This is a genomic window from Bradyrhizobium sp. DOA9, assembly GCF_000617845.2.
GTDB lineage: Bacteria > Pseudomonadota > Alphaproteobacteria > Rhizobiales > Xanthobacteraceae > Bradyrhizobium.
Window position 1 is genome coordinate 4,724,017 of sequence record NZ_DF820425.1, and the last position, 17,378, is coordinate 4,741,394.

32 protein-coding genes, 1 tRNA gene and 1 pseudogene are annotated in these 17,378 nt (G+C 62.4%); 12 read left to right on the plus strand and 22 right to left on the minus strand.

Annotated features, from left to right (window positions below; genetic code table 11):
• The first annotated feature begins 147 nt into the window (after positions 1–147).
• Entirely contained in the window at positions 148–1,752 is a 1,605-nt protein-coding gene (locus BDOA9_RS22095; protein WP_025036149.1) for a recombinase family protein, read from the plus strand.
• 67 nt (positions 1,753–1,819) lie between these two features.
• Here BDOA9_RS22095 and BDOA9_RS22100 read toward each other — a convergent pair whose 3' ends face one another.
• From BDOA9_RS22100 to BDOA9_RS22120, 6 genes are all read right to left on the minus strand, one after another.
• A complete protein-coding gene (locus BDOA9_RS22100) occupies positions 1,820–2,419 on the minus strand; it encodes an ATP-dependent DNA ligase (RefSeq protein ID WP_025036150.1) in 600 nt (199 codons plus the stop codon).
• Positions 2,420–2,469: 50 nt separating this feature from the next.
• On the minus strand, positions 2,470–2,667 hold the full coding sequence (locus tag BDOA9_RS22105) for a hypothetical protein (RefSeq protein WP_025036151.1): 198 nt from the start codon (positions 2,665–2,667) through the stop codon (positions 2,470–2,472).
• 8 nt (positions 2,668–2,675) lie between these two features.
• Positions 2,676–2,837, minus strand: a complete 162-nt coding sequence (locus tag BDOA9_RS38955; protein WP_192859598.1) for a hypothetical protein — start codon at positions 2,835–2,837, stop codon at positions 2,676–2,678.
• The gene (locus BDOA9_RS22110) at positions 2,834–3,199 is read right to left on the minus strand and encodes a hypothetical protein (protein ID WP_025036152.1); all 366 of its coding nucleotides are present in this window, start codon (positions 3,197–3,199) and stop codon (positions 2,834–2,836) included. The genes BDOA9_RS38955 and BDOA9_RS22110 overlap by 4 nt, the downstream gene beginning before the upstream one ends.
• Positions 3,200–3,269: 70 nt before the next feature.
• Positions 3,270–3,572 (minus strand): hypothetical protein, encoded by a 303-nt coding sequence (locus BDOA9_RS22115; RefSeq protein ID WP_152033401.1) that lies wholly within the window; start codon positions 3,570–3,572, stop codon positions 3,270–3,272.
• Positions 3,573–3,628: 56 nt separating this feature from the next.
• A tRNA-Glu gene (locus tag BDOA9_RS22120) sits at positions 3,629–3,703 on the minus strand.
• A gap of 225 nt (positions 3,704–3,928) precedes the next feature.
• Between BDOA9_RS22120 and BDOA9_RS22125 the strand changes: the two genes are divergently transcribed.
• The 3 genes from BDOA9_RS22125 to BDOA9_RS38085 are packed head-to-tail and all read left to right on the plus strand — an operon-like array spanning position 3,929 to position 4,652.
• Positions 3,929–4,183, plus strand: coding sequence for a PilZ domain-containing protein (locus tag BDOA9_RS22125; RefSeq protein WP_025036154.1), 255 nt, complete (start codon positions 3,929–3,931; stop codon positions 4,181–4,183).
• A 46-nt stretch (positions 4,184–4,229) separates the two neighbouring features.
• Complete coding sequence (locus tag BDOA9_RS22130) at positions 4,230–4,478, plus strand: hypothetical protein (protein ID WP_025036155.1); 249 nt, start codon at positions 4,230–4,232, stop codon at positions 4,476–4,478.
• Between the two features lie 6 nt (positions 4,479–4,484).
• Positions 4,485–4,652: a hypothetical protein gene (locus BDOA9_RS38085; protein ID WP_042336342.1), complete on the plus strand. Its 168-nt coding sequence runs from the start codon at positions 4,485–4,487 to the stop codon at positions 4,650–4,652.
• 131 nt (positions 4,653–4,783) lie between these two features.
• On the opposite strand, the gene BDOA9_RS22140 is transcribed toward BDOA9_RS38085, so the two are convergent.
• A complete protein-coding gene (locus BDOA9_RS22140) occupies positions 4,784–5,422 on the minus strand; it encodes a glutathione S-transferase family protein (protein WP_025036156.1) in 639 nt (212 codons plus the stop codon).
• A gap of 288 nt (positions 5,423–5,710) precedes the next feature.
• Positions 5,711–6,163, minus strand: a complete 453-nt coding sequence (locus BDOA9_RS22145; RefSeq protein WP_025036157.1) for a VOC family protein — start codon at positions 6,161–6,163, stop codon at positions 5,711–5,713.
• A gap of 250 nt (positions 6,164–6,413) precedes the next feature.
• Between BDOA9_RS22145 and BDOA9_RS22150 the strand changes: the two genes are divergently transcribed.
• The gene (locus BDOA9_RS22150) at positions 6,414–7,001 is read left to right on the plus strand and encodes a hypothetical protein (RefSeq protein ID WP_152033402.1); all 588 of its coding nucleotides are present in this window, start codon (positions 6,414–6,416) and stop codon (positions 6,999–7,001) included.
• 184 nt (positions 7,002–7,185) lie between these two features.
• Here BDOA9_RS22150 and BDOA9_RS22155 read toward each other — a convergent pair whose 3' ends face one another.
• The 7 genes and pseudogenes from BDOA9_RS22155 to BDOA9_RS22185 form a co-directional block, all read right to left on the minus strand.
• Positions 7,186–7,431 carry a hypothetical protein gene (locus BDOA9_RS22155; RefSeq protein ID WP_025036159.1) on the minus strand — a complete coding sequence of 82 codons (246 nt, stop codon included), beginning with the start codon at positions 7,429–7,431 and terminating at the stop codon, positions 7,186–7,188.
• A gap of 327 nt (positions 7,432–7,758) precedes the next feature.
• The gene (locus BDOA9_RS22160; protein ID WP_152033403.1) at positions 7,759–8,016 is read right to left on the minus strand and encodes a hypothetical protein; all 258 of its coding nucleotides are present in this window, start codon (positions 8,014–8,016) and stop codon (positions 7,759–7,761) included.
• 257 nt (positions 8,017–8,273) lie between these two features.
• Complete coding sequence (locus BDOA9_RS22165) at positions 8,274–8,480, minus strand: winged helix-turn-helix domain-containing protein (RefSeq protein WP_082847928.1); 207 nt, start codon at positions 8,478–8,480, stop codon at positions 8,274–8,276.
• Positions 8,481–8,689: 209 nt separating this feature from the next.
• Positions 8,690–10,486: a tannase/feruloyl esterase family alpha/beta hydrolase gene (locus tag BDOA9_RS22170; protein WP_152033404.1), complete on the minus strand. Its 1,797-nt coding sequence runs from the start codon at positions 10,484–10,486 to the stop codon at positions 8,690–8,692.
• 49 nt (positions 10,487–10,535) lie between these two features.
• Positions 10,536–11,207: an oxidoreductase gene (locus tag BDOA9_RS22175; protein WP_025036163.1), complete on the minus strand. Its 672-nt coding sequence runs from the start codon at positions 11,205–11,207 to the stop codon at positions 10,536–10,538.
• A 96-nt stretch (positions 11,208–11,303) separates the two neighbouring features.
• Positions 11,304–11,599: pseudogene (locus BDOA9_RS22180) on the minus strand (type II toxin-antitoxin system RelE/ParE family toxin).
• Entirely contained in the window at positions 11,596–11,904 is a 309-nt protein-coding gene (locus BDOA9_RS22185; protein ID WP_025036164.1) for a type II toxin-antitoxin system RelB/DinJ family antitoxin, read from the minus strand. Before BDOA9_RS22185 ends, BDOA9_RS22180 begins: the two are co-directional and overlap by 4 nt.
• Before the next feature lie 186 nt (positions 11,905–12,090).
• Here BDOA9_RS22185 and BDOA9_RS22190 point away from each other — a divergent pair, with 186 nt between their 5' ends.
• Positions 12,091–12,291 (plus strand): hypothetical protein, encoded by a 201-nt coding sequence (locus tag BDOA9_RS22190; protein ID WP_025036165.1) that lies wholly within the window; start codon positions 12,091–12,093, stop codon positions 12,289–12,291.
• Positions 12,291–12,554 carry a hypothetical protein gene (locus BDOA9_RS22195; RefSeq protein ID WP_025036166.1) on the plus strand — a complete coding sequence of 88 codons (264 nt, stop codon included), beginning with the start codon at positions 12,291–12,293 and terminating at the stop codon, positions 12,552–12,554. Before BDOA9_RS22190 ends, BDOA9_RS22195 begins: the two co-directional genes overlap by 1 nt.
• A gap of 4 nt (positions 12,555–12,558) precedes the next feature.
• Here the strand turns inward: BDOA9_RS22195 and BDOA9_RS38960 are convergent, their stop codons facing one another.
• Both BDOA9_RS38960 and BDOA9_RS22200 read right to left on the minus strand, forming a co-directional pair.
• On the minus strand, positions 12,559–12,711 hold the full coding sequence (locus BDOA9_RS38960) for a hypothetical protein (protein ID WP_192859600.1): 153 nt from the start codon (positions 12,709–12,711) through the stop codon (positions 12,559–12,561).
• A 58-nt stretch (positions 12,712–12,769) separates the two neighbouring features.
• Positions 12,770–12,961, minus strand: coding sequence for a DUF3072 domain-containing protein (locus BDOA9_RS22200; RefSeq protein WP_025036167.1), 192 nt, complete (start codon positions 12,959–12,961; stop codon positions 12,770–12,772).
• A 99-nt stretch (positions 12,962–13,060) separates the two neighbouring features.
• Here BDOA9_RS22200 and BDOA9_RS22205 point away from each other — a divergent pair, with 99 nt between their 5' ends.
• Positions 13,061–13,294 (plus strand): hypothetical protein, encoded by a 234-nt coding sequence (locus tag BDOA9_RS22205; RefSeq protein ID WP_025036168.1) that lies wholly within the window; start codon positions 13,061–13,063, stop codon positions 13,292–13,294.
• Positions 13,291–13,515: a hypothetical protein gene (locus BDOA9_RS22210; protein ID WP_085974320.1), complete on the plus strand. Its 225-nt coding sequence runs from the start codon at positions 13,291–13,293 to the stop codon at positions 13,513–13,515. Before BDOA9_RS22205 ends, BDOA9_RS22210 begins: the two co-directional genes overlap by 4 nt.
• 66 nt (positions 13,516–13,581) lie before the next feature.
• On the opposite strand, the gene BDOA9_RS22215 is transcribed toward BDOA9_RS22210, so the two are convergent.
• The 3 genes from BDOA9_RS22215 to BDOA9_RS22225 all read right to left on the minus strand — a co-directional run bounded on the left by BDOA9_RS22215 (position 13,582) and on the right by BDOA9_RS22225 (position 15,107).
• Entirely contained in the window at positions 13,582–13,812 is a 231-nt protein-coding gene (locus BDOA9_RS22215; protein ID WP_152033405.1) for a hypothetical protein, read from the minus strand.
• 269 nt (positions 13,813–14,081) lie between these two features.
• The gene (locus BDOA9_RS22220; protein WP_025036171.1) at positions 14,082–14,384 is read right to left on the minus strand and encodes a hypothetical protein; all 303 of its coding nucleotides are present in this window, start codon (positions 14,382–14,384) and stop codon (positions 14,082–14,084) included.
• 231 nt (positions 14,385–14,615) lie between these two features.
• Complete coding sequence (locus BDOA9_RS22225) at positions 14,616–15,107, minus strand: hypothetical protein (RefSeq protein WP_025036172.1); 492 nt, start codon at positions 15,105–15,107, stop codon at positions 14,616–14,618.
• A 256-nt stretch (positions 15,108–15,363) separates the two neighbouring features.
• Between BDOA9_RS22225 and BDOA9_RS22230 the strand changes: the two genes are divergently transcribed.
• From BDOA9_RS22230 to BDOA9_RS22235, 3 genes are all read left to right on the plus strand, one after another.
• On the plus strand, positions 15,364–15,660 hold the full coding sequence (locus BDOA9_RS22230) for an HU family DNA-binding protein (RefSeq protein WP_018323108.1): 297 nt from the start codon (positions 15,364–15,366) through the stop codon (positions 15,658–15,660).
• Positions 15,661–16,166: 506 nt separating this feature from the next.
• Complete coding sequence (locus BDOA9_RS39905; protein WP_256375400.1) at positions 16,167–16,301, plus strand: hypothetical protein; 135 nt, start codon at positions 16,167–16,169, stop codon at positions 16,299–16,301.
• Positions 16,302–16,715: 414 nt separating this feature from the next.
• On the plus strand, positions 16,716–16,913 hold the full coding sequence (locus tag BDOA9_RS22235; RefSeq protein WP_025036173.1) for a hypothetical protein: 198 nt from the start codon (positions 16,716–16,718) through the stop codon (positions 16,911–16,913).
• Here the strand turns inward: BDOA9_RS22235 and BDOA9_RS39910 are convergent.
• Positions 16,910–17,035: a hypothetical protein gene (locus BDOA9_RS39910; protein ID WP_152033406.1), complete on the minus strand. Its 126-nt coding sequence runs from the start codon at positions 17,033–17,035 to the stop codon at positions 16,910–16,912. The two genes, BDOA9_RS22235 and BDOA9_RS39910, sit on opposite strands and share 4 nt — an antisense overlap.
• An 81-nt stretch (positions 17,036–17,116) precedes the next feature.
• Positions 17,117–17,347, minus strand: coding sequence for a hypothetical protein (locus BDOA9_RS22240; RefSeq protein WP_025036174.1), 231 nt, complete (start codon positions 17,345–17,347; stop codon positions 17,117–17,119).
• Positions 17,348–17,378: the final 31 nt, after the last annotated feature.

Below are 17,378 nucleotides of genomic sequence, written 5' to 3' on the forward strand. Positions count from 1 at the left end.
TATGTTGTCGCCTCGCCCGACAACATTTCCGAAAAAGATAGTCGAACCTTGCTCGATCGGTTGGGAGAGTGCCAACCATGGGCGAGCTTTGCCGAACTCCCGTCCAAGGATGTGGCATAACCATGGCATCGGCAAAGGGGTCGGGGCGTGGCGCAGGCGCGAGGGGCTGTCGAAGCAAGCGAAGTGCGGGTGCGCGCCGCCCAGTACATTCGCATGTCCAGCGAGCAGCAGAGATATTCAACCGCGAACCAGGCGCTTGCGATCGCAGCCTACGCCATCGAGCACGACCTCGAGATCGTGCAAAGCTACATCGACAAGGCGAGGAGCGGATTGACGATCAAGGGGCGCAGCGCGCTGCAGCAGCTGCTTCATGACGTGAAGACGGCCCAAGCGGATTACAAGGTCATCCTGGTCTTCGATGTCAGCCGCTGGGGCCGTTTCCAGGACGCCGACGAAGCCGCTCACTACGAGTTCATCTGCAGAAACGCCGGCGTTTCGGTGCAGTACTGCGCCGAGCAGTTCGACAACGACGGTAGCTTCATGTCGAACATCGCAAAGCAGCTGAAGCGCATTGGCGCTGGTCAATATAGCCTCGATCTGTCGAAGAAGGTATTCGCCGCGCAGTGCCGTCTGGTCACCCTTGGATTTCGCCAAGGTGGTTCCGCGGGCTATGGCTTGCGTCGTGAGCTCGTCGACGCGGCCGGCCGATCGAAGGGCTTTCTAGCCAACGGCCAACGCAAGGCCTTGCAGGAGGATCGGGTACTGCTGCGACCGGGGACACCAGAGGAGCAGGAGGTCGTCCAGCGGATTTTCCGGTCGTTCGTCGAAGAGCGGAAGTGCCCATCGTCCATCGCCAAAGAGCTGAACGGCGAGGGCATTCTGAACCAGTTCGGCCGGCGATGGACCAGCTGGACGCTCCGCTATCTGCTCAAGAACGAGCACTATATCGGAGTCAACGTCTACAACCGCAGCAACTGGAAGCTCGGCCAAAAACCCAAACGCAATCCGCCCGAGGCCTGGATCCGCTCTCAAGCGTCGTTTGCGCCGATCGTGAAGCCGGCGCTGTTCTGGAAAGCTCAGAAGATTTCCAGCCGACGACGGCTGTTGCTGTCGGATCGCGACATGCTGGACCGGTTGAAGGCCCTGCTGGTCCAGAAAGGCGAGCTGAGTAAGTCGATCATCGATGCGTCTTTCGATCTTCCCGGCAACGGCGCGTATATCAAGAGGTTCGGCAGCCTGAGGAAGGCCTATGCCGCCATCGGCTATTTTCCGGACAGCCTGAGATATCAAGACGGGCGCCGCGCGGTCATAGCGACCCTGGTTGAAGTCCGGGAGGAGTTCGTCGACGAACTCGTTGCGTTCGGGCATTCGCTCGCTTTCGACCCGAAGACAGGCCTCATCACCATTGATCGTGCGGTCAAGGTCACGATCGCGGTAGCGCGCGCGAGCATTGCCCGCGGGAAATTTCCGCGGTGGGGCCTCCGGCGGCGTATCGACCCGCGCGCCGATCTCGTCGTGGTCGCACGGATGGACGAGGACAATCGCGAGGTCATGAGCTATGTCGTGCTGCCGCCAGCACGCTTGACGGGCGCGTTCCTGCTCACGGGTGAGCGCACGCCGGGCAACATCAACAACAGCCAGCTCGCAACCCTGGAAGAGGCGGTCGAGTCCGTACTTCGTTTCAAAGCTCGCAAGGCGGCGCGCTCGCCAGCTAAAGGCAGGCCGAAGTCCGGGCCGCGTCGGCGGAATTGACTCGGCTCCTAACGCTCTTAATTCTCTGGCTGGGCCCGGCACGAGACGCTCCTCGCGCCCCGATTCTTCATTTGAAGCTGTCCATCACCCGCGACATCGCTGGGTGCGTCCGGTTCTTGACCTTGACCCAGTCCTTCGACCGGCCGGCGCTGTAGCGCCGGTCGCGTCGTTTCGAGACCAGGCCCTCGAGGCCCATGCGGCAGGCCGCGCGAAACAGATCCGGGCCGATCTCGCCGGCCTCGAACGGTGCGACGAACATGCCGTCCGGCCGGCCGCGCAACAGGCGCGCGAGGTTGGTCTTGCGCATTGAGAGCGGCAGTTGCCGCAGATCCTCGCCGCCGAGCGCGAGCACGTCGAAAGCGTAGAGCTGCACCTCCTCGTCGTGACGGCGCGAGTGCAGGGCGTTGAAGTCGGCAACGCCGTCGACACCGAGGATCACCGCCTCGCCGTCGACGACGAATTGCTGTTCCCGGTTCTTGAGTGCGGCCTGGACTATCCAGGGGAAGCGGCTGGTCCAGTTGTGGCCTTTCCGGGTGAGCAGGCGCACGTCGCGGCCGCTGCGCTCGACACGCAGGCGATAGCCGTCATACTTCACTTCGTGCAGCCAATCGGGGCCGGCGGGCACGACCTTGGCGGCCGTCGGCAGGCAGAATTCGAATGCGGGCATGGATCTCCAGATAGGCATCCTCGTCGCCGATTGCGAATCCGGCACGGCCGTCAGTGCCGCCAGCCGTCCTTGTCGACCTCGACTCGGAATCCCTCCGGCATGCGCGGCAGCTCGCCTTCGCCCGGCACGTTACAGGCCGGGCAGAGCGCGCCGGCGCCGCCGCAGCCGCAAGCTTTGGGACCGTCCCACGGTCGATCGGGATGGTTCTCGCAGACCCAATTGGTGTCATCGCAACGGGTGCAGGTCACATCAGCTCCTAATGCCTGGTCGGCTCCTCCTCGACCTCCTGACCGTGCAGGTGCTCGAGGACCTCGCTGAGATCTCGCATGTCCAGCATTTCGCCGCAGACCGGGCAGCGGATGAAGTGCTCGCGCTCGTCGCGTGGGGTCCAGCCGAGCGGCTTGCCCTCGCTTGTCATTGGGCGGCGCCGCGCAAGGGCAGGGCGAGCTGCAGGTCGAAGCGCCGTGTCGCGTTGGCATTGATGAAGTCCTGCAGCGCCGGCGTGATCTCGGCGCTGGTGTTGGCGGCGCGCTCGGCCAGCGCGTCAGCGATGTCAGCAGTGGCATCGCGCGACCAGCCCTCGACCGGGTTGAAGCAGACGATCCGCAAGGGGTAGGCGTATTGGCCGGAGATGATGTCCTGCAGGATGGTCTCGAGATCCGTGTCGGCCTCGTCGGTCTCGCGCCAGGCACAGCCGGCCCGCGCACCGAAATCCTCAAGCACCAGGTAGATGTCGCGATCGAGGCGGTCGGCCGGCACGATCGGGGGCGAGGCACGCATACGCTTACTCCGAAACGACCGACATCAACTGCGCGGCGGAAATGAATGTTCCCTTCAGCTTCGTCGGTCGTCAACCCTTGCCCATCAGCGGCCGATCGAAATCCGGCCGGACGTCGGCGCCGCGATGGCCGCATTTGGCGCAGGTGAATTTTGGCTCGAGATCCGATAGGCGCACCTCGTCCGGCCAACGGTCGACCTCCGCAGGCGCCAGGCGAACCATGTGGCCGCAGCGAAGATAATCGCCGCAATAGACCAACAGGCCGCGCGTGCCGCCGCGCCCGCCTTCCGGGTGGCGCATTTGGCCGAGGGTGATTTTCTGGTCGGTCATTTGCCCGGCGGTTCGCAATGTGACCCACCGGAACAGCCGTTCCAAAAAGTGGGTCGCTAGCAGCTGTTTTTCGCAGCAAGAACAATGGGCGATTTGGACGGTGGCGCTCCCTAGCGGAATCGAACCGCTCTCTCCACCGTGAAAGGGTGGCGTCCTAACCGATAGACGAAGGGAGCAAACGCAGGGCCCTGCCGATTGTCCCGGCACGGCCGCTGGCCGGCCGAACAGGGCAGGGCTGCTTGCAGCGGGCGAACGTATAGTGGCCTTTGCGCTCCCGGGCAAGCCGTTCGGGAACGGGTCTTCCGGCTACGGTGGATAGCCCCGAGGTGCGGGATCATTCGGAGGCGATTTCAACGGTTTGTTAGGGTTCCCTGCGTAGCGCTGGACGAGGAGATTTGCCGATGCCACCGCCGAAGAAGCGCGCAGCCCGCAAGCTGCTGTCGCGGCACGCCTGGATCACGCTGGACGGCGGCTTCGCCGCGCGGCACTGCCTGGTCCAGGACATCTCGGATTCGGGCGCCCGGATCACCCTCGACGAGGACGCAAGCCAGCTTCCCGGCGTGATCCGGATGGCCTTCGCACGCGATGCGCGCACCGGGCGCAGCTGCCAGGTGATCTGGCGCCGCGGCAAGTCGGCCGGCGTCAGGTTCCTCTAGCCGCCGTCCGATGGCGCGCGCCGCCGGTCCGGGCTACAAGGCGGCGATGCGCACGCCGCTCCTGATCCTGATCTCCCTGCTGACCACGTCCGCGACGGCGGCCGAGAGCCTGCGCCTGCCGCCTGCCGAGCCGCCGCAGGCGGGCAAGGGGCTGCCGCTGAACGGCGGCACGGCCGGCAAGGCGAGGGCAGGCGCCTGCGCCGCCTACGGCCCGGGCTTCGCGATGGCGGATGGCACCGGGACCTGCGTCAAGCTCGGCGGCTCGACCAGCGTCGACACCGGCATCCGGCGCTGAAATCCCATGCCCGCGGATCTGGTCCGGCTCGACATCATCGTCCCCGTGCTGATGTATTGCGCGCTGCTGTGGTGGGTCGGCCGCGGCCTCAGCTGGACCGCGCGGCTGGCAACGGCGGCGGTGACGCTGCTGCTGATCATCGTCGTGCTGCTGGTCGAGCGCGGCTGGCGCTAATTAGCCCACATCAAAACTTGCGAAAACAACCCCATGCACAGTAGCCGTCAAGGTCTGCCGTGACCGGCGGGCGCATGCGCCCCAACCACGATTCCGCGCGTCTTCGCCGCGGCTTGCGCCGCATGGCCGGCTCACGACATCGGCGGTGCGACGAATTGCGCAAATCCCGGCCGCTTGCCGAGCTCGGCGAGCCAGCTTGTGAGGTGCGGCTGGGCCGGCCGGGTGATGCCCTCGACCCCGAGCCAGCGCCGCGCATAGGATCCGACCGCGATATCGGCGAGCGTGAACGCATCGCCCTCGATGAAGCGGCGCGTGGCGAGCAGGCGGTCGGCGATGGCCCAGACCTCGGCGGCGGCATCGGCATCGCGCTGCACCTGGATCATGTCGCGCTCGGCGGGCGCGGTGCGCACGATGCCCCAGAACACCGGGCGGTCGACCGGCTGCACCGTCGACAGCGTCCAGTCGAGCCAGCGATCGACCGAGGCGCGCTGCCTCGGCGCCTCCGGATAGATCGGCGCGCCGCGGCCGTGCGCGAGGCAGAGATAGCGCATGATCGAATTGGATTCCCACAGCACGAAGTCGCCCTCGACCAGCGTCGGAATCCGCGCGTTGGGATTCATCGCCAGATAATCGGCCTCGCGCGTCTTGCCGTATTGCATGCCGGCATCGATGCGCTCGTAAGCGAGGCCGAGCTCGGTGCAGCACCACAGCACCTTCTGCACGTTGACCGAATTGGCGCGGCCCCAGATCGTCGGCTTGGCGTCAGGCATGAAGCGTCTCCCCGCATTGTCGCCCGCTGCGGGTGATAGCGGAATTCGGTGCGCCGAGCGATGCGCGATTGCATCGTGCCCCTCATGCAAAAAGCTCCGCACGCGGCGGAGCCTTCATTGCAAAGTTCAAACTGACGCTCAGCGGCCGAAGAACAGCCACAACAGAATGATCACCGGGATCGGCACGCCAAGCATCCACAGCAACAGCCCTCTCGCCATCGCATTCTCCTCCAAATCGGTTTCGTGAAAGGAGAACGTCCGGCAAGGGGTCTGGTTCCTGCCTGTGGCTTACCAATGGCCGGTGTTCGGCATCGACGCCCAGGGCTCCTGCGGCGGCTTCGGATCGCCCTTCTGCAGCAGCTCGATCGAGTGCAGATCCGGCGAGCGGACGAAGGCCATGTTGCCGTCGCGCGGCGGACGGTTGATGGTGACGCCGGCCTTCATCAGCTTCTCGCAGGTGGCGTAGATGTCGTCGACCTCATAGGCGAGATGGCCGAAGAAGCGGTCCTCGCCGTACTTCTCCTCGTCCCAATTCCAGGTGAGCTCGACCAGCGGCGCCCCGCGCGTCGGCGGCTGCTTCTTGAGGGCTTCGAGATCGTCCGCCGAGCACAGAAACACCAGCGTGAACCGCCCCTTGTCGTTCTCGATCCGCCGCACCTCCTTCAAGCCGAAAGCATCAACATAGAATTTCAGCGCGACATCGAGATTGCGCACGCGCAGCATGGTGTGGAGGTATCGCATGGTTGTTGCTCCCTGGGGGTGGAGGGGTTTGTCTTGGGCCGAGACGGCTGGGGAGAGATAGCAGGAAACGGGGAGGAGGGGCAGTGGGCGAGGACACGTGAGGGAGAAGCGGGGGGCATGCGCGCCGAGATGAAGGTGCTGAAATTGAAGCGAAAGAGCTTGCGTTGAACAGTACTGCCTCGCCCGACTGTACAACTCCGAGATGCGTCGCTAAGTTGCTACTCTTTCTACAGAGAAATGGGGGTAGACTTTGAAGACTTGTGCGATTTCAGCGATTGCCACTGTTGCATTTTCCAGTTTTGCGTTCGCCCAAGGCGTACCTGATGACATCATGATCAACTCGTTGCGCTGTGAGGCAGGCAAGATCGGTAAGAAGCTGCAACAGGCAAATCTGCCACTCGATAAGAAGATGGCGGTGACATGGAAGGATAGCCGCACCAACAACGGAGGAATTGGAGGAGGATTCAAGTTTCCGATCTTCGATTTCGGCTTTTCCGGAGATTTAAGCAAGGAAGAGTTGAATGAGGCTAGCTCTGAGGGGATCACATTCAACCTTCACCCAGACAATTACTCGGTCTGCAAGGGATATAGGAAACGCATTATCCCGGAAGGCGTAGGTGTTTATCGATGCCTTGGAGAACAAAAATATCCAACCTTGTCGTATGCGCTGGGAAACAGCACCGGTTCAGTTGGTTGCCACTACAAGGTCACCTTAGTGAAGAAGCTGAGTGGAAGTTTGAAAGTACCCGTGTGGGGTGTGGAAGTCGGGCCTAGTGGCTCGTATGGCGATACGAGCACGTATGATATGGCGGTAGCTGCGCCCCCCAAGAAAGAGTAAATTACGGCGACAGCACTCAACTCGAACGCCAGGCGGGCGAGTTGAGTGGACTGCTATGGGCCGGTCCGCGCTCAGACAACGTGTGGATCGGCACAGCAAGGGTAGCTCGAGCATCGCCGACAGCATCTGCCAGACCTGGCGGGCACTCGGGGCTCTTAATAGCGCCTTCGGCGGGGCGATTAATTTAGAGATGAAGAATGGAACGGCCTAAAGCGTAAAGGCGACCTTGGTCCTCTTCAGCGCATGCATCGAAGTTGGCCCACTGGCCCGGTTGCACGGTGCTCTCGTGAAACGCATTTTTTACCTGCCCCATCCTGTTAACGTCGTTTGCTTCGAGGGCAGCTTTCATAGAGCCGTATCCCTTGGCATTGTTCGCCGGATTCAGTATCCATTCCATGTCGCGCTGAACCCGTCCCCAGTCTCCGGCCATCGATCCCTCCTGTGATGTCGATAGACAATTTATAGTTGATAGTGGTGGGCTGCGCTAGAGGCGTGTGTGCAGCTAGGGTGTCCACTGGAGCCACCACAACTACTCACCCCGGATTTGTCTTACCCCTCGCGACGCGTGACCACGGCCTTTATCACTCCAGGGACGGGACACGTGGGAAGCGATGTTCGCGATTACGGTGACAGTGCACTCAATTGGCACCATCCGCGAAACGCGAGCCGAAGCCGGCCGGTGAAACCCGGGGGTTTAGTGCACCGTAATCGAAGTGGCATCGCTCGAAGCCGGCATGACCCGTTCGGCGGGCCGACGTTAATTAATCGGAAGACACTTCCGGGCAAAAATCGTCGAGGTGGTGTCGGAATTAAAGTTGGGCTTATTGATGAGGCAGAGTGACGGTTTTTCTCCCGGCTTCCTCACCATCACGTAGATGTCTCCGTTGGCGTTCGTAGTCATGCCGACGACCGCCCACTGACCGGCGATGGATTCTCCAAGAGACTCGGCCTGGGCGGTCGGGCAAGCGGAAGAGGTGACCACAAGCGCAGTGGCAGCAATCAATTTGAGGCGCATAATCCGCTCCATTGTCTGCAATCTGTGGATGTGAGCACAATTGCGGCGTGAATGCAAAGGTTGCCCGTAAGCCCAGACGCCCGTCCTACTACCTCCCTGAGTATGCAGACCGGGCCGCGAAGCTTTGCCGCCTAGGTGCGAGCGACGCAGAAATCGCCGACTTCTTCAGTAAGGACGAGCGAACCATCAACCGCTGGAAGATCGACCCTCCCGATTTAAGTCAGGCCCTGAAGACGGCAGTTACGTTGACAGTGCACTCAATTCGCGTTGTGCGCAAAACGCGGCCCGAAGCTGGACGGCGAGATCCGGTTTAGTGCACTGTCACCGTAATAGGCCCTATCTTCCTCGCTCAGCCCAAATTGTTCAGCGAGGCTATCGAGCGTCTCAGTTAGATTGTGCTCTAGCCCGTCTTGGGCAACTTTCAAGGCGGGCAACAGTAAGCTTTGAAAATCAGGAACAGCCATAATCTTCCCCAGCAGTATCATGGTGCGACGCAAAGCGCGATGAAACACGCTCTCACAATCTTAGAGATTGTTCAATTCGGCAAGTTGAAAGCACCATGACGCAATCGCCACAATTGTGTTAGTCTAGACTGCATCTGGGCCTTCACGCTTAACTGTGGGGAGCTTGGAATACCAATGACAGTGCACTTATCTCGAGTGGCGCAAGTGCCCTACTTGCACTCAAAGCTCTCCGCGCTCTCCGGATCGCCTTGGCCCTTGTATCGCGCGTGTTGCGGATAGGCGCACAGCGGCCGACTGCGGCCGGGAAAGGCTGGTCCCGTCGCGACCACCTGATCGGGCGCCTTGCCGTCTTCCACCCAGTTCACGACCGCGCTGAGGAGATCGAAACGATCGAGCGCGGCGCCGCTCGAGCAGTGACCCATGCCGGGCACCAGGAAGGCCCGGCTCGATTTGTCCCGCACCAATTCCATGCCGCCGGAATCCGCCGCCATGCGCTCGTAGTAATTCACGGTGTCGTTCGCCGAGAACCAGGGATCGCTCACACCGTGGTAGAACAGCAGCTTGCCACCATGGCCGAAGTAGCTCGAAAGGTTGGTCCAGTAGGCGGTGTTGGTGAGGCGATCCATCCCGCTCGCGTTGACCCGGTCTTCGAGTTGATCGACGTTGATGTTTTCCCAAACAGGCGGTCCGACCGGACTGCGCGCGCCGGTGGCCAGGATGCCGGGAATGGCAACGCCTTCGGCTGCCACGCCGCTGTCCCACGGGAACGGCGGGTAGACCTGCGTGCCGCGTGAATTCTTCGGTCCGGCGAAAGCTTTCTTCAAGGCGTCGACCTGCGGCGGCGCCAGGCAGGAATCCGTCTTGTCATCCGTCTTGCCGGCCTTGCAGGTGAGGACCGCGGGATCGAATTGACAGGCCTTGCCGTCGAAGATCAGGCCATCCTTGACGCCGTCCTTGGCGTCGCAGGCATCGAGGATCGCGTTCGTGATCAGCTTTCGCTCGCCTGCGGAAAACGTCTTGGCGGGCTCCGGCTTGCCGGACGCATCCTTCGGTGCGATCTGGCTGAAGGCAGCGTTGGCCCAGGCGAGACCTAGATTGGAATTGCCGGTGCGCATCGCAGGCGCGCCGGCGACGATGCCGTCGAATTGTTCGGGATAGCGCGCCGACGCCAGCATGCCTTCGCGGCCCCCGGTCGAGCACCCCGTGAAATAGGAACGCTTTGCAGGCTGGCCATAGTAATGCGCGACGATCGCCTTGGCGGCGATCGTCACCTTGCCGACGGATGCATGGGCGAAGTTGAGCGCGGCTTCCTGGTCCTTCAGGAACGAGGCATCGAACACCGCGCCCTGATGGCCGCTATCGGTCGAGACCACGGCAAAGCCGCGCGCCAGTGCCGGCACCTCGCCGGCCGCCTGGTAACCCAGCGGCGGCCGGATCGAGCCGTTCAAACCGCCGCCGCCCTGAAACAAGAACCGGCCGTTCCAGCGATCGGGCAGGGCAACGGCAAAGCCGATCGCGTAGGACTTGCCCTCGACCCCCACGCGCTGGTCGATCACGCCATCCGCGCGGCAGTTCGGCGGCAGCGCCACCGACACGGTGGCCGGCGCCGGCGGTGACGGCTGCACGGTCCCCGGCGGTGCCTCCGGCACCAGCTCGGCCTTGGTGACTGTTGCCGTCGATCCCGGCATCTTCCAGCCGGTCAAGTCGGCGCATTTGAGCGCAGGTGGTATGTTGGCTGAATTGTCGGCGCTTGCCGGCGAGATCGCAATGACCATGATCGCTGCGACTGGAGCCAGGCAAGCCATGGCACCATCAAGCGCCAGATTTCTCTTTCCCTGCATCGTTCTTCCCTGCCGTTTTTTTTGAATTTTACTGCGGCGCACGCGGCTCATCCTGGCTCTGGACGATCTGGTGCACCGATACTGCAACCATCTTGTGTTATTCGGGAGGTGCAGTCCAGCGGCGCATGCTCGTAGGATGGGTAGAGCACTTGCGAAACCCATCATGCTTCGTCACGCAACGGCTCTCGATGGGTTTCGCTTCGCTCTACCCATCCTACGCACCGCCTCGCGTTCGAAGCAGTGCCGCCATCTCTTTCCAATGATAGATGCGCACTTTTTCCGTTTGATGCCGCGCGGCTTTGGCGATGGCGTGCGCGATGTCGTTGCCGGTGAGCCCGCGATAGCGGTCGACCGGGCCAACGAGCAGCGGATTGAGCACGCTCCATAGCGCGACGATGAGGCGTTCGCGCGGGCGGTCCTCGGCGCGTGCACCGAGGATCATCGACGGGCGGAAGATGTGCGTGTGCTCGAAATCGAGCGCGAGAATGTCCCGCTCAACTTCGCCCTTGGTCCTGAGATAGAACACGCCGGAAGCGGCGTTGGCGCCGACGGCCGTGACGAGAAACACCGACCGCGCGCCGTTCGCTTTGGCGATCTCGGCCGCGAGTAGCGGATAATCGTGATCGATCTTGTAGTACGCGGCCTCGTCAGGGGTGTGCTTGCGCGTCGTCCCGAGCGCGATGAAGATCTCGTCCGCAACCAGTTGCGGCTTGAGCGCGGGCAGGGACGCGAGATCGCCGATCAGGACCGTGAGCTTCGGATGGCTCACCGGCAGCGGCTTGCGGGCCACCGCGACAACCCGCGCATAGTCGGGACTGTCCAAGAGGTCGCGCAGCAAATGCGAGCCGATGAAGCCGGTTGCGCCGAAGACAAGTGCGGTTTTCATTCAAGCCACCGGTTTGCGTTGATTGGCTGATCGCTGATTGAGAGCTCGTAGATGGGTAGACACTTGCGAAACCCATCATGGTTTGTCGCGCAACGATTACTCATCTCCAGGAAGCTCATCGGGCCACTTCTGGGTGCCGTGCAGGATACGTAATATCCGGATGGAGCCTTCAGTTACAGCGTAGGCAGCGACATAGGGCGTGCCCACAATGACGAGCTCGCGTGTGCCGGCCACGCGGCCAGGGCGCCCACTCTCGGGAAGTCGACAAGTCGATGCACAGCGGCAGCGATCCGCTCGTCGAGCGCGGTGGCTGCCCGAGGACTTTCAGCGACGATGTGGGTGAAGATGCCATCGCGGTCCGACAGCGCGAAGGCGGACCAGACGAGCTTCACGACTTTGGTTCGTCCGCCCTGCGCCGGGCCGCCGCGCGCCGCTTTGCGAAATGCGCTTCAGCCTGTTCGTCGGAGACATCGGGCCGGGTATCGTTCAACGCCTCCAGAACCTTCTCGCGAAACCAGGCGTCATGAGCCTTGCTGTTCGTGAGGAGCTCTAGCGGTAGCGCGCCCTCATTGGCGGTCCGGGTCAGCAGGATGCGAACCGCGTCCGAGACCGTTAGCCCCATCTCCTCAAGGACGGCGGAGGCGCGATCGCGGACTTCGGCGTCTATGCGAGTCTGGACAAGGGCATTTGCGGCCATGTTCGCCTCCTCCGATGCGGTATGGCAATGTAATTCAATTGAATGACTAGCGCAATAGCGGCGCGAACTGCGGCGCCGGCCCGCTAAGCGTTGCGGTACATCGCCGGAGCGCCTTGCGTCGGTCGATCTAGACACCGCGGTGACCGGCCTCATGAACCGTGCCTGAGGCGAGGGCGACCAAACGCCATGGCCGCATTCGTTGCAGAACTCCTGTTCGATCTCGTCAGAGCGCTCGTGGGGAGCTGGCTGAGAGAGGCTGCGTTCGCCATCGGTGCGTGGGTCGATACCAGGATTCACAGCCGCACGGCACGTCTTGTCGTCGGCCTCCTGCTCGGGGCCGCCGCCTATTTCATCATTCCTGTTATCGCCGGCCTGCTGGGTCTTTGATGCCCTGGCTGAAGACATACCTCGTCATCGCATTGGCCATCGGGGCGCTCATCTCGACGGCGCTCCTCGTGCTGGAGCCGCTGACCGACTTCGCGTTGCTTTGGCTGGAGTGGCCGGGCATCAGCGCAGCGTATTTTGTCCGGGGAGCGGTCGGAGGATCGACCTTGCTGGGCATCGCCATGTGCTGGGTCGTGAATGCGCTGACCTACGGTCTCGGTGCCTTCGTCATTCTCGGCGCCGTCAAGGTGCTCCGGGAAGCATGATCCCTCACGCCGTCTCCTCGTCGCCCTTCGCGACGACCTCGACTTCGAAATAGCCCATGTCGCGGAGCTCGGCGGCTTTCTTCTCAGCCGCTTCCCTTGTCTCTCGTTTCAAGATGATCTGGCCCGCTCCGTCGCGGGCGCAAACGAAATAAGCCATTCTCGATTCCCAATTCCGTTTGCTTACGCACGGAGCCGGGTTCCCGCAATCGGATGCCTCACTGCTCCAGCCCGGCCTTTTGCCGCATCTTGTCGATCAGCTCGGAGGCCTCGGCCTTGGTCAGCTCGTCCGCGGGCGGGCTGTCGTGCGCCTGCTCGGCGAGGGTCTTGAGGTAGGATTCCTGGGCTCCGGTCATCGGGTCGTCGCCGGAAACCCAATCCTTCGGGTCCTTCCTTGTGTTGTCGGCCATCGCACATCTCCTATTTCCGTCTTCCGTAGAACGTCGGACTCGACTCTTCGTTCCGTTTTTGTTCTCATGGGGCATATCTCGAATTCGCGAGGCGGAACAATGCCGGACCTGGATTTTCTCAGGCGGGAGATCGAACGGATGCGCATCCAGATGGGCAGGCAGAGGAAGGAGATCCTCCAGCTGCAGCGGGCAGGTATCGGCACGGCTTCGGCGCAGGCGCTGCTGTCGCGGATGGAGGCGAAGGTCGAAAGCCTGTGCGCGGAACGCGATGCGCTGAAGGCGGCAGAGCCGCGCCCGGCCAAGGGCCGGGTGCTCGGCGGGAGGTCGTGGTGAGCAGGCGGTGGTTCGACGACGAGAGAGACCTGTCGCCGTTCCTCACCGCGCTCGAGGACGTTCGCCGGCGCGCGACGCGGGAAGGGTGGTGCTATGCCCACGTCCAGGCCATCATCGTCGCCATCGATCAATACGCGGAAGCAGCTACCGGCAACCGCGAATATTTCCTGAACAAGCCGGTTTCGATCGGGGACAACCGGAAGGCGGCGGACATTCCGTGAGCGCGCTCGGTCATGCGGCGAGCGCGCAGGGCAAACCCCAGGCTGCGCGCTTGTCGCTGCCGCCGCTCAGCGCGGTGCGACGGAGGGCGCCGACCTCGTGCGCGCGGGCGAAGCGGTCTTGCTTCGCGGCGGAGCAGTCTGGCGGTTCTTGCCGGACTTCGGACCGGCTTTTGGCGTGATCCCGTTCTGCTCGTCGAACTGCTTCAGCCAGGCCGCGATGTATCGCGGGTCATCGGGACAAAGCCGCTCGAGCAAACGAAGGTTCTGCGCTCTGAATTCCACAAGGGTTTTCGGCATCACGGCTCCTCAAAACCCTGCCCGCCGCAAAAACTGCGTCCGGGCGGCCGCCGGGTCAACGGCAAAGAGCGCTTGAAATCCCGGGCGAGCTGATGCAGCGCCAAAAGCGAAAACCCCGCCCTTTCGGGAGCGGGGTTCTCTGTCGAGGTGAAGCTTAGGGACGCTTCAACTGTAAGACGCGCGAGGGCTGAGAAAGTTCAAAAGAACATGCGCCAGTTTCGCCGAAGCGCGGATACGTCGGCGCGCACGTCACGCCCTTGCGGCCAGGCTCAGGCCGCGATCCGGTGCTCGACGGGAGCCGTCAGAAACTTGAGCGCTTCGGCATGCGCGAGATCCGGAACCGCGATCGCCGTGTGGCTGTGCATCGCGTGTGTCCGCGACGTCGCGATCTGGTCCAGGATCTCCTTGCCCTTGATGACATGGAGGCCCATGCCGTCATCGACCGGGAAGATCGCCAGCACCACGTCGTAGGCGGCGATCACGGCTTTGAGCGCTTCGGCCTTGTCTTCGGCGACATCGACGAAAATACGAACATCCGCCGCGAGTTCACGCAGCTCGTTAAAATCCAGCACTGTGAGGATACTCCAACGCAACCAACCTGATTGAAGCTTGGTCGCGTTAGGTTACTGAAGCGTCAACAACGGGTCGCCGGGCCACAAGTTTCACGGCGAGGTGACCTCATGCTCTCAAGCGGATCATGCTCTAAAGCGCGATGAGATCTGGATGAATCGTCATCGCGCTTCAGGTTGTTGTTTGCGCATGATCTTTCCGGAAAACCGCTTGGCACTTTTCCGGATCATGCTCTAGCGCTTGGCGTCGTCCTCGCGAAGCCTCGCCTCCGCGGCCTCGTCCACGAGAGTCAGGCTGGCGCCGTCAAAGCTCAGCTTGAACCCGCGGCCGACGATCCATGTCCAGCCGTCCCGGTCCTTGATGGCCGGCGCGTTGAACTGGTCGGAGATCGACTTGACGGCAGCTTCCTGCGCCCCCGGATTGTTCAGCGTCGCATTGACGCGCCAGATCGGGTGCCTGGCGTCAGCTTCAACGCCGTGAGCCGTGACCCTGGCCCCGTTGATCTCGCATTCGAAGGTGTACGGACCTCGGTTCTGCCGGCAGAGATAATGGCGTTGACCGACGAGCTTGCTCGCCTCGTCGAATGTCATCCCGGGCGAGAAGCCGAAGATGTCGGACTTCTTCACGAGCGCGAGGGACGCAGGCTTCAGGAAGCTCGGCTGGATCGCGACGAGGGCTGCGACGGCGAACACGATCAAACCTGCGATGACGATAGCGACCTTCATCAGCACTCCATGAGAAAAGTTGCGGCCTTATAGCAGTCGCGGCGCACTGCCGGGTTCAAGAAAATTGCAGGTCTTACAGCATCTTGCACAGGAAGTCGGGAATCCCGTAGCGCCCATGCTTGCGTTTTCGGCCTCGATAGGGTCTAAGCCCGATCACTTCATGACTTCTGGCATGAATCAGCAGCGCGCATTCGCGGGTCCGGCCGCGTCCCCAGCAGCAGATTGCTCCGCGCACCCCTTCAAAGGAATTCAGACCATGGCGAAGATGACGAAGACCCAATTGATCGATGCAATTGCCGAGGGCACGCAGCTTTCGAAGAACGACGTGAAGTCGGTGATCGAGTACATGGCGACCGTCGGCTACAAGGAGCTCAACGAATCCGGCGAGTTCGTGATTCCCGGCTTCGTGAAGATGTCGGTCGTGAACAAGCCGGCGACCGAAGCCCGCATGGGCGTCAATCCGTTCACCAAGGAGCCGATGCAGTTTGCGGCCAAGCCCGCCAGCAAGTCGGTCAAGGCCTCGCCGCTGAAGGTGGCCAAGGACGCCGTCTGACCTGCCGGCGATGTCGTTGCGGTCGGCGCATTGGCGCCACGGCGCAGCAATCGACGGCTGAAGAGCAGGTGGTGCTCGGCCATGCCGAACATCACCCACGACCATCGGGACGAAGCATAGCGCGGTCCTCGCGCTGTCCGGAACGGCGAGGTCCGCTCCGTCGCCATCGTCGCCCGCTCCAAGAGAACTCCAAGAGAAAAAGCCTCGCGCTTTCGCGCGAGGCTTTTTTGGCTGACGGCGTTGGGATTTCAGCGCCTCGCCGGCAGCCCTCGGTCATAACCTAAAGTTGAAATCGGAAAAAGCAACAGCGCCGCCGTGACGGAGTATATTCGTCAGGCGACGCTGCCGTGTAACTGGGCGCTGAAATCCCCAGCTTCCATAGGTGCTTGCCGCGCCGAAAAAGGTTCAACGCCGCCCTCAACGATAATTTCGCGGGTGGGGCTGGACTTTTTGTTCTCATTTTGTTCTAGTGTGAGCCGCCCCTGGTGGACCGTTGGAGGTTGCTCATGACCGTCGAAAAACAGCGCGAGGTGATCAGGCTCTGGAACGAGCTCAGGAAGCTGGAAGGCCCTGCCGCGGAAGAACTCCGCATCCAGATCCTCGCATGCTTCTCGAAGGAAAAGCCGAAGCGGGCGGCATGACCTGCTTCGGGGCGACGGCGTGCGAGAAGCTTTGTGGGAGAAGGGTCTCGCCGCCGAGGAGTTCTGCCGTATCGAACGTGTGAGCGCGCGCGCTTTCATCGATCGTTAGGATTTGCTCTGCGTCCGATCCCGCTGCTCCGATTCGTTCTTCGCGAACGAAATGGAGTCGAAGCTGGAACAAAGCCGGATGCTCGTTGCGCCGCGCTTCGCCCGGAGCTGCCAGGTGCGGCCTGGCTAACGATAGCTTACGCGGATGCCGATAACCCTATTCGGTTAGGTTAAAAGCCCAATCGCGTTGCGCTGGTCGCGCGTTGGGGTAGGTGTTCCGGCAAGGACAAGCAAGAAACGACCTTGCCCAATAACGATTGCCAAAGAACGATTGCCAAAGAACGATTGCCCAAGAAGCAATTTGCCATGACGCCTTTTTCAGAGCCGTCTTTCTTTCAAGGCGACCGGCACACCTACCGGCGGGTTGCCGTCGTCGGCGCGCTGTTCTGTCTTGCTTTCGTCGTGGTCAGCTTCTCGCTGCGGCCGCAGTCCGAGGACACGCGCGTTGCGGTCAAGGCCGACCGGCTGGTGCGTACGGCCGGCCAGGCGCCGCGCGCCAATTAACGCTCGTCGCCGCAGCGGCTTTCGTCGGCCCGCGCCTGCGGGCCTGCGGGGCCGCGCGAGGCGAGCGCCACGAAGCCGGCATAGCCGGACAGGTTGAGCAAGACTTCGAGCCAGACGGGCATATCGGCCTCTTTCCCTCCACTCGGCGTGAGGAAAGATTCAACGTCTGCGCGCAATCCCGGTTCCATGCTCCTGCAGAGAAATCAGAGCGGAGAGGAGGGGTCGAGCCTTCGGCCGAGAGTCGCGACGGATTCGGTCGACGGCTGCTCCTTCAGGAACTCGGCAATGGCCTGCGCCAGCTCGCGGTCGCTCATCGGCGTCGGCGGCGGGCGCAGCGTGCCGACACCGAAGCTGCGGACGATCTCGTCGTAGTGCTCATCGTCGGATCTGGGAACCAATTTGCGGATACGGGCCAGCAAAGCGGATAACGGCAAGCTCTCCTCCTCGATCGTCGTCCCCGCTGGC

Bases quoted from the DNA above. Each gene is read 5' to 3' on its own strand.
- BDOA9_RS22100 (WP_025036150.1), bottom strand. From the start codon at position 2,419: ATGCCCGCATTCGAATTCTGCCTGCCGACGGCCGCCAAGGTCGTGCCC.
- BDOA9_RS38955 (WP_192859598.1), bottom strand. From the start codon at position 2,837: ATGACAAGCGAGGGCAAGCCGCTCGGCTGGACCCCACGCGACGAGCGC.
- BDOA9_RS22110 (WP_025036152.1), bottom strand. From the start codon at position 3,199: ATGCGTGCCTCGCCCCCGATCGTGCCGGCCGACCGCCTCGATCGCGAC.
- BDOA9_RS22125 (WP_025036154.1), top strand. From the start codon at position 3,929: ATGCCACCGCCGAAGAAGCGCGCAGCCCGCAAGCTGCTGTCGCGGCAC.
- BDOA9_RS22130 (WP_025036155.1), top strand. From the start codon at position 4,230: ATGCGCACGCCGCTCCTGATCCTGATCTCCCTGCTGACCACGTCCGCG.
- BDOA9_RS38085 (WP_042336342.1), top strand. From the start codon at position 4,485: ATGCCCGCGGATCTGGTCCGGCTCGACATCATCGTCCCCGTGCTGATG.
- BDOA9_RS22140 (WP_025036156.1), bottom strand. From the start codon at position 5,422: ATGCCTGACGCCAAGCCGACGATCTGGGGCCGCGCCAATTCGGTCAAC.
- BDOA9_RS22145 (WP_025036157.1), bottom strand. From the start codon at position 6,163: ATGCGATACCTCCACACCATGCTGCGCGTGCGCAATCTCGATGTCGCG.
- BDOA9_RS22155 (WP_025036159.1), bottom strand. From the start codon at position 7,431: ATGGCCGGAGACTGGGGACGGGTTCAGCGCGACATGGAATGGATACTG.
- BDOA9_RS22160 (WP_152033403.1), bottom strand. From the start codon at position 8,016: ATGCGCCTCAAATTGATTGCTGCCACTGCGCTTGTGGTCACCTCTTCC.
- BDOA9_RS22165 (WP_082847928.1), bottom strand. From the start codon at position 8,480: ATGGCTGTTCCTGATTTTCAAAGCTTACTGTTGCCCGCCTTGAAAGTT.
- BDOA9_RS22170 (WP_152033404.1), bottom strand. From the start codon at position 10,486: ATGATGGGTTTCGCAAGTGCTCTACCCATCCTACGAGCATGCGCCGCT.
- BDOA9_RS22175 (WP_025036163.1), bottom strand. From the start codon at position 11,207: ATGAAAACCGCACTTGTCTTCGGCGCAACCGGCTTCATCGGCTCGCAT.
- BDOA9_RS22185 (WP_025036164.1), bottom strand. From the start codon at position 11,904: ATGGCCGCAAATGCCCTTGTCCAGACTCGCATAGACGCCGAAGTCCGC.
- BDOA9_RS22190 (WP_025036165.1), top strand. From the start codon at position 12,091: ATGGCCGCATTCGTTGCAGAACTCCTGTTCGATCTCGTCAGAGCGCTC.
- BDOA9_RS22195 (WP_025036166.1), top strand. From the start codon at position 12,291: ATGCCCTGGCTGAAGACATACCTCGTCATCGCATTGGCCATCGGGGCG.
- BDOA9_RS38960 (WP_192859600.1), bottom strand. From the start codon at position 12,711: ATGGCTTATTTCGTTTGCGCCCGCGACGGAGCGGGCCAGATCATCTTG.
- BDOA9_RS22200 (WP_025036167.1), bottom strand. From the start codon at position 12,961: ATGGCCGACAACACAAGGAAGGACCCGAAGGATTGGGTTTCCGGCGAC.
- BDOA9_RS22205 (WP_025036168.1), top strand. From the start codon at position 13,061: ATGCCGGACCTGGATTTTCTCAGGCGGGAGATCGAACGGATGCGCATC.
- BDOA9_RS22215 (WP_152033405.1), bottom strand. From the start codon at position 13,812: ATGCCGAAAACCCTTGTGGAATTCAGAGCGCAGAACCTTCGTTTGCTC.
- BDOA9_RS22225 (WP_025036172.1), bottom strand. From the start codon at position 15,107: ATGAAGGTCGCTATCGTCATCGCAGGTTTGATCGTGTTCGCCGTCGCA.
- BDOA9_RS22230 (WP_018323108.1), top strand. From the start codon at position 15,364: ATGGCGAAGATGACGAAGACCCAATTGATCGATGCAATTGCCGAGGGC.
- BDOA9_RS39905 (WP_256375400.1), top strand. From the start codon at position 16,167: ATGACCGTCGAAAAACAGCGCGAGGTGATCAGGCTCTGGAACGAGCTC.
- BDOA9_RS22235 (WP_025036173.1), top strand. From the start codon at position 16,716: ATGACGCCTTTTTCAGAGCCGTCTTTCTTTCAAGGCGACCGGCACACC.
- BDOA9_RS39910 (WP_152033406.1), bottom strand. From the start codon at position 17,035: ATGCCCGTCTGGCTCGAAGTCTTGCTCAACCTGTCCGGCTATGCCGGC.